Raw genomic sequence first — 10,145 nt, forward strand, 5'->3', positions numbered from 1 at the left:
ATGAACATGAACACCACCTGGCTCGGCCTGACATTGCGCAATCCCCTGGTCGTCTCGCCCTCACCGCTGTGCGACAGCCTGGACAACCTGCGCCGGATGGAAGACGCGGGTGCGGGCGCGATCGTGCTGCACAGCCTCTTCGAGGAGCAGATCAACGCCGAAAGCCGCGAACTGGACAGCGCCCTGCGCCGTGGCAGCGAAAGCTACTCCGAAGTGATGAGCTATTTCCCCGACCCGGGCGAGCTGAGTCTGGGCGTGGACAGTTATCTGGAACTGCTGCGTGCCGCCAGCGAGAGCCTGGAGATTCCCGTGATCGCCAGCCTCAACGGCGTCTCGAGCGGTGGCTGGATCCAGATCGCCAAGCAACTGGAGCAGGCGGGAGCCGCGGCCCTGGAGCTGAATGCGTATCACATTCCCACCGATCCCAGCCAGAGCGGCGAGGACGTGGAGAAACTCTATGTCTTTCTTGCCCGCGAGCTGCGCGCCGTGGTGCGTCTGCCGCTGGCAATGAAACTGGGTCCCTACTTCAGCGGTTTCGCCAACATGGCCCGGCGCCTCGAGAACGAACAGATCAATGGCCTGGTGCTCTTCAATCGCTTCTACCAGCCCGACTTCGATCTGGAGAACCTCGAGATCCAGCCCAGCCTGCACCTCAGCCGTTCCGACGAGCTGCTGCTGCGCCTGCGCTGGACCGCGATCCTGCATGGTCGCACGGGTCTGGACCTGGGCATCACGGGCGGTGTGCACACCGGTCAGGACGCCCTCAAGTGCATGATGGCCGGCGCGCGCGTGGCCATGCTGACCTCGGCCCTGCTGCGCAACGGCATCGGCCACCTGGGCCGCGTGCTCGAGGAGATGCAGCACTGGATGGAGCGCAAGGAATACGAGTCCATCAGCCAGATGCAAGGCAGCATGAGCCAGCAGGCCGTGGCCAACCCCAACGCCTTCGAGCGTGCCAACTACCTCAAGGTGCTTTCCTCCTACATCCTGTAGGTTCCATTTCTTCCGTGTGTCCCACGAGGCCGTCGGTTCTACCGGCGGCCTCGTGTCGTACTGCAGGACTCCGACATCCTCGCGGAAGCGGGTCGCCATGCAATGGTCCCCATGCTGGCCGCCCCGTTTCGTGGAGATGACGACTCTTTGACCTGAACACTTCAATCTTCCCGCAGGCTTTGTGGCATGCAGCTTGCGTGAGAGCTTGAGACGTGGTGCACAGCGGTCCTGCAAGACTGCTTACCGACCCTCGAGGTCGCCATCCGTCTTTGATTGGAAACAGGATTCGAGCAATTCTTACAAACGGATCAGAATGCTGTTGTGCGACCGTGCAGTTCGCCAGGCCAAACATGAGTTCACAGGTGCATCAGCAGAAGACCAGACATGAGGCCACGATCATGAAGAAGCCCGCCATCACTTTCTGCCTGTTGTGTCTTGCCCCGATCCTCACGACGTGTCCGGTCCTCGCACAGGACAGCGGTTCCCTTGTCAGCTGGGGCGGCATGGTCGTGGTGGAGCCGGATGCATTGGAAGGCCTCGTGGCATTGTCGGCGGGCAGCTATCACAACCTGGGCATCTCGGACAATGGTTCCATCGTGGCCTGGGGTGCGAACTGGTATGGCATCAGCACGCCTCCGGACCCCAACACTGGCTATGCAGCCATCGCGGGCGGCATGTATCAGTGCCTGGGTCTCACGCACGATGGGTCCATCGTCGCCTGGGGCTCCAATCTGTATGGCGAGTGCGATGTGCCGGAACCCAACACGGACTTTGTGGCCGTTGCCGCAGGCGAGACATACAGCATGGGCCTCAAGGCTGACAGTTCCATCGTGGTGTGGGGAACCGACAGTGCTGGCCATTTTTCCGTTCCCGAACCCAACACGGACTTCGTGTCCATCGCCAGTGGCACGTATCACTGTCTGGGCCTCAGGGCCGAGGGATCGGTCGCGGCCTGGGGGTGGAATTCCAATGGTGAGTGCGATGTCCCGGAGCCCAATACGGACTTCGTGGCGCTGGCCGGGGGTGAGACACACAGCCTGGGCCTCAAGGCCGATGGCTCCATCGTGGCATGGGGAGACAACAATTTCGGCCAGTTGGAGCTCCCTGAACCCAACACGGGATTCGTGGCGATCGCAGCGGGCGGATATCACAATCTGGGCCTCAAGGCCGATGGTTCCATCGTGGCCTGGGGCTCCAACAACGATGGCCAGTGCAACGTGCCGGAACCGAATTCGGATTTCGAGGTGTTGTCAGCGGGCGCCAGACACAGCCTGGGCATGAAGTCAGACGGGACCGTCGCGATCTGGGGATCGAATGACCAGTATCAGTGCAATGTGCCGGTGCCGAATGTCGGCTTCGTGTCGGTTGCACAAGGTGTATGGAACTTTCCATGCTTGAAGGAAAATGGGTCCATCGTGGTTCTGGGAGCAAACTGGTCGGGCCAGTGCGACGTCCCGGAGCCCAATGTGGACTTTGTATCCACCGCTGAGGGCTATGGTCACACCGTGGGCCTCAAGGCCGATGGATCCATTGTTGCCTGGGGAAGCAACTCGAATGGCCAGTGCGATGTCCCGGAACCCAACACAGGTTTTGTGGCTGTGGCGGGAGGAGGCGATCACAATCTGGGTCTAAAGGTGGATGGGTCCCTGGTTGCCTGGGGAGACAACGAGCATGGCCAGTCAACGTTGCCGGAACCCAGCACGGATTTTGTGGCCATAGCCTGTGGCACGGCTCACAGTCTGGGCCTCAAGGCCAATGGATCCATCGTGGCCTGGGGATTGAATGACGACGGCCAATGCACCATCCCGGCACCCAATACCGGTTTCGTGGCCGTTTCGGGTTGCCATACCCACAGTCTGGGCCTGAAGTCGGATGGGTCCATCATTGCCTGGGGACGGAATGAATACGGCGAATGCAACGTTCCAGCGCCCAACACGGATTTTGTGGCGATCTCGTGTGGCACTGGGCACAGTCTGGGGCTGAAAGCCGACGGTTCCATCGTGGCCTGGGGCAGCGATGAAGAAGGCAAATGCACGGTCCCGGAGCCGAACACGGGTTTTGTGGCACTCGCGGCAGGGCAGTTCGCCAGCATCGGCATCCGGTCCCATGCGACGGGGGTGCCGGAGATGGAAGACCGCGTGCAACCTGTCACCACCACTCTGCACATCGAATCCCTTTCGCCGAACCCCTTCAACCCATCCACCCTGGTGACATTCGAGATACGTCGTCCCGGGCCCGTGACTCTGACCGTGCATGACATCAGCGGGCGCCTTGTGTGCTCGCTGGATCTTGGCGCCCTGCCCGCGGGACATCACCAGATCCGCTGGGACGGACGCAACAGCGCCGGGCAGAATGTGGCGTCTGGCATGTATCTGATGCGCCTGGAAGGGGCGGACGGGGCGTCGGCGACAGCCAAAGCACTGCTCGTTCGCTGAGGGTGGCCGCGCGGTGTCAACAGAAAGTGGCGCCGTGTCGACATGGATCGCAGGGTGCAACCGGCATGGCAGTGATTCCTTCACTCGCATCAGCGGGGGATCGTAACCATTCGCGTCATAATGGACCAGAAGTGTCTTGCCCCGCGTGACGGCCTCCATGCCCGCAGCACAAAAGCCTGACAAGCAAGGTCCCACATGTCCGCCCGTGGATTCCCCACGGGCTACGGATGTGTGATGCCCCATTCGGGGCTTGGCTGGCAGCGATTGTGTGCCGGGGCGAAGCCATGATCACCTTCCCTCGCGCCAGCGGGGGAAGGCACGCCGAAGGCGTGATGGGATGGGGGCCATGTGTGGCTTGGCGCAGATGATGTGTGGAATGATGAATGCGACACAACCCAAAGCTTCGCTTTGGGCTGAGGAAACAGTGCCCCTGCGGGGCGTCCTATTTCAGCAGCAGGAGCTTCTGCGTCCGCGAATCAACGCCTGCGGCAAGCTCCACGATGTACACCCCGCTGGCCAAGTCACTGGCATCCCATCGCACATGGTGCTCGCCCGCGCTCTCCAGTTCGGAAACGAGTGTCCGCACCTTCTGCCCCAGCACATTGTATACGGACAGTTCAACCTGCAGCGGGCGGTTGAGGACATAGCCCAGAGTGGTCACGGGATTGAAGGGATTGGGGAACGCCGGCCGCAGTTCGAAGCTGCCCGGATGCGCCTGAGGTTCCTTGAGCGGTGCACGCACGGCCACCAGGTGATCCAGCGTGCCCGCATGGGGTCCACCGGTGTAGCCGATGTCGTTGCGCAAGGTGCCCTGGCTGGGCCAGAGGGCGAATCCGGGGTTGTCGGGGTCTTCGATGTCGTTGTAGGATTCGTCCGGGTGGCCGGCGTCAATGGCCGGGGAGATGGGCGCGAGCCAAGGGGCGCCCAACTCCTCATCGAACAGCGGATTGACTCCGACTTGGTTGCCGCTACCTGGTACCGGTTCCTGGACGATGTTGTACTCCCAGGATTGGGAAGTGGGTTCTTCGAGCTCAATCCACTGGTCGTACTCGTTGTCGTGAAACACGCTGTTGCGCACAATCAAAGTGGCCGGATTCCACAAGTTGATCAGGTGTCGGATGTTGCTGCAGCCAACAACCGTCACATTGTCCAACTCGATTGTCGGGGTCAGATTCTGGCTTTCACCCCACGCCCAGATAAACGCTTGCTTGCTGTAGTGTCGTTGGTCGAGTGGCAACCAGTTCGCGCCGCCAAGCATATTCTCCACATGGACATTCCGCAGAACCCTTGACCCTGAGTTTCCGGTGATGCCGAATGCAGTTCGCTTTACATTTCGAAGAATCGCACCTTCGATCAGACCTTGGCTGCCGAACCAGATTCCTCCATCGTCACAGTTCTCCAGCAGAATTCCCCTTGCATCCAGATAGTCCGAATTCAACCATACAGTGAATCCAGGGCCTGAGTACCCAATGCCATCGCTGGCGCTCACTTCCGGAATGGGATTGTCCATTCGGCTGTTGCGCACCGTCAGATTTCGAACGACCATCGTATCCACCGACCAGGCCATGAATTCGCGCCCCTCGTTTTCACCAGGCTCATACTCTGGCCAGACATCCGTGTAGACATCCAGATCGTCCACACGGTTGTTCTCGAAAAGCACATTCTCCAGCCTGCGATTTCCCCAGGCCATCCAGACCATGGCGCGTTGTAAACCGGTGCAACTGCCGGGGTATCACCGACGTCCGGGTCGGGGGGCATGATCACAGCGTTGTTGCGGATGCTGGCATCGATCAGGTCACACCGCGTCAGAGAGATGAAGGGGTGGGGATGGTTGAACGCCGCGTTGGTGCTGTCGCCCTGGATGTTGTCGTGGAAACTCAGGTTGCGCAGTTCAGTGCCATTATCAGTATCTGGAGAAAAGATAGATCATGCTGGACTCATCGTTGTCCCATCCGGTTGTGATGCACATGGACACCGTCGAACATGACAGGGGCAACGTTTGGGGTGGCTGCGGTCAGACGATTCGTGGAATCACATCCAGTGATCTCGATGTTCCGGACCACCATGGTTGATCCATCGGTTCCTTCGCCACGCCTTTTGAAACTCAGATAGCAGCCTTCCGAGTAGATGTTGGCAAATGGATGAGTTATTTCGTTGGGGTGAAGCCATACCAGCGCAGTTCCGCATTTCCCGTACAGTTGACGATTCGAACATTCGACAATGCCAAGGAGTCCATATCACTGTGAAACTGTTTCAGGACTGGGCAATCGGTACCCCCACCATCCCAGTAGAAACCATCCACAATCAAGCGGCTTTGAGTGGCGTGGATCTGAAAGGCATGGGCCGGGAACACCGTGGTTTCGACCTGTGTACCGCGGCAGTGAATGCGTCTCAGGGTCAGGGATCCGGTGGAGTACCAATCCTGCCCGTACACACCATGGAACAGGATCGACGCCTTGTCAGGAGCCCTGCAATCGGCAAATACCACATCTTCGAAGACAGCACTACTTACTCCGGAGCCCATCTGGACCGCACCCGCACGGACCTGGTATGTGTATGGAGCATCCCGGTGTCCTTGCCCGCGCCAAAATGTTAGGCCCCGGATGGTCAGCAGTTCCGCAGCACCGGTGTGGACCGTCAGGATCGTGCCCACATGTTCCCCGTCCAGGATGGTTTCCGCGATGTCCGTGGAATCCTGGTGAAGGGGTAGTTGGAACAGAAAAGCAAGGTGTGGGCCGGGCTGTCCAGCAGCCCGGTCCACACCCCGCGATCCACGCGCACTGTGTCCCCTGCCTGACTGGCATCCATGGCCTGTTGCACACCGGGGAAGTCCGCAGGCACCCGCAGGACCGCCGCCGATCCGGCCCCGGCACACATCAGCCACAGCAACACGACCCATATGGGCATGACCGACTCCCAATTCAGATTTGCGGCAATGCAGAATGACGCGCCCAGTTTAACGAATGACGCTCCCGGGTGCTGGATCTGGATCATGTGCGGGGAAATCATGCAATTGGACGGAGCTTCTTGCAGGATGGGCAGAGTCCGCTGGCGGTGCCCATCAACCTTCCTGGACATCATCAATAGGGTGACGGTCCTTTCGACCGTCGCCCTGTTCAAGAGCATGACGGTCCCAACGACCGACACCTCGACCGCCTTGTCGTCCGACGAAACCGCGGACGAGGTGGCGGACGAGATGGTGGACGAGATGGCGGACGAGACGGTCGAAACCCCCTTGCACGAGGCGACGGCCCCTTCGAACGTCGCCATGTGGACCAGCTTGACGGTTCCATCAACCGCCGCCCTGATCCTCCCTGTGCCGGGATCCCAATGTGTCGGGCATCCGCGTCCGCCCGTGGATTCCCCACGGGCTATGGATGTACGATGCCCCATTCGGGGCTTGGTGGGGGGCGGTGTGCATTGGCATCCAAGTGTGTTGGTGGGCACGCTGCGCTTTGCCCACCCAACGGGGGAAGCGTCACATGAACCGCCCCGCAGGGGCACGCCATCAACAGCCCAAAGCGAAGAGTTGGATGGTCGCGATGATGTGCGAGAAACTGGTTGTTCGGTGTAACCGATCGGGATCCCCATTCTGGGCGACACATGCTGTGCGCCCCTTTCACGGGGATGACACTGATTGTGTCACTTCCGCCGCGGTGACGCCGGTGGCGGAACCATCGAGACGGGACGGTCGAGCAGGGACGGTCGAGCAGGGAGCCTGGGCCGCCGCGCTTGGCCCGAAGGACCGCAGCGCGGGCCAAGTTTGCGCGGCGCGAGGTCTGCTGAGCCTTCTTTTGGTCTACCTTTTCTTCGCGAAGAAAAGGTAGAGAGCGCCCCCCGCGCAGGGGAGTGCATTGCCGGCGACCGGCGAAAGCATCCGTGACACGCACACCGTCCGGCGCACAGCAGTTCCGAACGCGAATGAGTTTCGGTGTAACCGCTCGGGATCCCCATTCTGGGCGCCACATGCTGTGCGCCCCTTTCACGGGGATGACACTGATTGTGTCACTTCCGCAGCGGTGACGCCGGTGGCGGAACCATCGAGACGGAACGGTCGGGCATTCACGTGGGCCGCCGCGCTTGGCCCGAAGGACCGCAGCGCGGGCCAAGTTTGCGCGGCGCGAGGCCTGCTGAGCCTTCTTTTGGTCTACCTTTTCTTCGCGAAGAAAAGGTAGAGAGCGCCCCCCGCGCAGGGGACCCTCGCCGCAGCGAGAGTGATCCATAGTGAGTACGAGGAGGAGAGCCCGCGGCAGCGCTAGTCTGTCTGAGCGACCAGCTCCAATGCGGCAATGCCGGGACTGCTGATCTGCTGGAAACCGCCGGAGGGGTCCTGGAGCACGAAGAGGGCTTCGACGCCGGCCATGCGCTCCACCATGGCCATGCCGTCCTGGTAACCCAGCACCATGCAGGCGGTGGCCAGGGCGTCGGCGGCCGTGCAGTCGGGGGCGATCACGGTCACGGATACCAGGCTGGTCTGGATCGGGCGACCCGTGCGCGGGTCAAGGATGTGGGGCAACTGGCCTTCCTGGCGGCGCACGTAGTTGCGGTAGGAGCCTGAGGTGGCCACCGCGCCATGGTCGAGACCCAGCACCGTGATCCAGCGTCCGTCGCCGGGGGGCATGCCTTCGATGGGGGCTTCCACACCGATATGCCATGGACCGCCTTCGGGGCGGGTGCCTTCCACGATCAGCTCGCCGCCGATCTCCACGGTGAAATTGCGCGCGCCACGCTCGCGCAGCAGGCGGGCCAGCACGTCCACTGCGTAGCCCGGGGCAATGGCGTTCACATCCAGCATCACGCCGTCCTGGCGTTTGGTCAGTCCCACGCCGCCAGGCATCGGTTCGGTGATCAGTTGATCCATGCCGGTCAGGGCTCGCGCGGCGTCCAGTTCTTCGTCCGTCGGGGAAACGCTGGCACCGTCGACACCGAAGCCCCAGAGCGTGACCAGCGGTGCCACGGTGGGATCGAACGCACCGCCGGTGGCGCGCTGCCATTGCACGGCAGCCTCCAGCACCCGCTGGAAGTCCTCATCCATTTCCACCAGCGAATCGGCGCGCGCCGCGTTGAAGGCGCTCAGCACGCTGCGCTCATCCCAGGCCGAGAGCGACGCGCTGATCCGCACCAGCACAGCATCGATCTCGCGCTGGAGCTTCTCCTTCAGGCTGGAGTCGTCCAGTACGGCGGGCCAGTCGCCCAGCCGGATGTGCCAGGTGGTGCCCATGGTCTGGCCTTCCAGCAGCACCGTGGCGGGTTTGAGCTCGCGCCGCTCCAGTGCCCGGAAGAACAGGATCAGCAGGGCCACCACGATGGTGCTCCAGATCCACAGGCGGCGTTGACGTTTCTGGATGGACGGCATGGGTGGCTCCCGCGTTGATGAGTGGCGACGGCCCCCAAGGTAGGACTGAGTCGCGCGGGCGCCAAACCACGACCGGGGAACCCCACACCTGCTGGGCACTTGTGCCACGGGTGTCCGACTTGGGGTGGAACCCGTCGATCCCTGCGAATGGCGCCCCGTATTGTAGCGTGAATCGCACATCTCAGTCGGCAAATGACCCCGTTCACATGATCTGTGTCAACCCCGGCTGCATCGCCGCGCAGTTATCTTGCGCCCTGCAAGGCCGGCAACCCGGCCTTTCATTGTATGAGGACATGACGCCCCGGCGAGTGCCGAGGTTCACCTGTCGAATTGCTTGGAACAGGAACGGAATGCCCGACTCCTCCTTGCCGATCGCCGCCGTCTTCGGTGGCCTCATCCCAGCCCGTACTCCCCAGTCCCCCGGCCGGTCCGGGGGATTTGCATCCTGCCCTTCCCGGAGGTCACCCTCATGTCCATAAGCGTGCTGCTGACCGCCGCGCTGGTGATGGCGGGCATCGGGGTTCTGCTGGCCACCATTCTTGCGGTTGCCGGTCTCAAGCTGCAGGTGGAGGAAGATCCGCGGGTCAACGCGGTGGAAGGCATGCTGCCCGGCACCAATTGCGGTGCCTGCGGCAAGCCTGGCTGCCGGGCCTTCGCCGAATCTCTCGTGGAAGGTGTCAGCAGCCCCGCGGGGTGCTCGGTCAGTTCGCCCGAAGGCCGCGAGAGCATCGCCGCCTTCCTGGGTGTCGGTGTGGGTGAGGCCGTCAAGCGCGTGGCCCGGCTGGCCTGCGCGGGAGGCAGCAATGTCGCCCGTCAGCGCGTGGACTACCGTGGACTGAATACCTGCCGGGCAGCCTCGCTGGTCGCCGGAGGGGGCAAGGGCTGTGTCTGGGGCTGCCTGGGCCTGGCCGACTGCGAAACCGCCTGCACCTTCAACGCCATCACCATGGATGCCCACGACCTGCCCGTGGTGAACGAAGCCCTCTGCACGGCCTGCGGCGATTGTGTGACGGTCTGCCCCAAGCGGCTGTTCTCGATCGTGGACCAGGCCAACGCCCTCTGGGTCGCCTGCAACAGTTTGCTGGCCGGAGATGCGGCCGAGGCTGAGTGCGACGTGGCCTGCACGGGCTGTGGCAAGTGTGCCGCCGACGGGGCCCCCGGATTGATCGAAATCCGAGATGGGCTGGCAGTCGTGAACCCCGACAGTATGAACAAGGCCAGCGAGGCCGCCATCCAGCGCTGTCCCACCGGGGCGATCCTCTGGGTGGAGCAGACGTCCGAAGGAACGGTCTTCCGCAAAGGCCTGGCGGCAAAACCCGTGTTGAGAGACCGGGCCCTGCCCATCGGCTGACAAGACAGGA

At 62.2% G+C, this 10,145-nt stretch carries 7 protein-coding genes; 3 read left to right on the forward strand and 4 right to left on the reverse strand.

Translation table 11 applies throughout. The features are described from left to right. Positions 1–993 carry a dihydroorotate dehydrogenase-like protein gene (locus H6678_08825; GenBank protein ID MCB9473899.1) on the forward strand — a complete coding sequence of 331 codons (993 nt, stop codon included), beginning with the start codon at positions 1–3 and terminating at the stop codon, positions 991–993. A gap of 398 nt (positions 994–1,391) precedes the next feature. Beyond that, entirely contained in the window at positions 1,392–3,428 is a 2,037-nt protein-coding gene (locus H6678_08830; protein MCB9473900.1) for a T9SS type A sorting domain-containing protein, read from the forward strand. 442 nt (positions 3,429–3,870) lie between these two features. Here H6678_08830 and H6678_08835 read toward each other — a convergent pair whose 3' ends face one another. From H6678_08835 to H6678_08850, 4 genes are all read right to left on the reverse strand, one after another. Further along, positions 3,871–5,088, reverse strand: a complete 1,218-nt coding sequence (locus H6678_08835; GenBank protein MCB9473901.1) for a T9SS type A sorting domain-containing protein — start codon at positions 5,086–5,088, stop codon at positions 3,871–3,873. 486 nt (positions 5,089–5,574) lie between these two features. Beyond that, positions 5,575–6,081, reverse strand: coding sequence for a hypothetical protein (locus H6678_08840; GenBank protein MCB9473902.1), 507 nt, complete (start codon positions 6,079–6,081; stop codon positions 5,575–5,577). Next, a complete protein-coding gene (locus H6678_08845) occupies positions 6,066–6,698 on the reverse strand; it encodes a hypothetical protein (protein ID MCB9473903.1) in 633 nt (210 codons plus the stop codon). Before H6678_08845 ends, H6678_08840 begins: the two co-directional genes overlap by 16 nt. 985 nt (positions 6,699–7,683) lie before the next feature. Then, positions 7,684–8,784, reverse strand: coding sequence for an FAD:protein FMN transferase (locus H6678_08850; protein ID MCB9473904.1), 1,101 nt, complete (start codon positions 8,782–8,784; stop codon positions 7,684–7,686). 505 nt (positions 8,785–9,289) lie between these two features. Here H6678_08850 and H6678_08855 point away from each other — a divergent pair. Next, the gene (locus tag H6678_08855) at positions 9,290–10,135 is read left to right on the forward strand and encodes a 4Fe-4S binding protein (GenBank protein ID MCB9473905.1); all 846 of its coding nucleotides are present in this window, start codon (positions 9,290–9,292) and stop codon (positions 10,133–10,135) included. Positions 10,136–10,145 lie beyond the last annotated feature (10 nt).

The sequence above is a fragment of the Candidatus Delongbacteria bacterium genome (assembly GCA_020634015.1).
In the GTDB taxonomy this organism is placed as follows: Bacteria; CAIWAD01; CAIWAD01; order CAIWAD01; family CAIWAD01; genus JACKCN01.

Excerpts from the sequence above, each read along its gene's own strand:
- H6678_08825 (MCB9473899.1), top strand. The coding sequence starts at position 1 with ATGAACATGAACACCACCTGGCTCGGCCTGACATTGCGCAATCCCCTG.
- H6678_08830 (MCB9473900.1), top strand. The coding sequence starts at position 1,392 with ATGAAGAAGCCCGCCATCACTTTCTGCCTGTTGTGTCTTGCCCCGATC.
- H6678_08845 (MCB9473903.1), bottom strand. The coding sequence starts at position 6,698 with ATGGCGACGTTCGAAGGGGCCGTCGCCTCGTGCAAGGGGGTTTCGACC.
- H6678_08850 (MCB9473904.1), bottom strand. The coding sequence starts at position 8,784 with ATGCCGTCCATCCAGAAACGTCAACGCCGCCTGTGGATCTGGAGCACC.
- H6678_08855 (MCB9473905.1), top strand. The coding sequence starts at position 9,290 with ATGGCGGGCATCGGGGTTCTGCTGGCCACCATTCTTGCGGTTGCCGGT.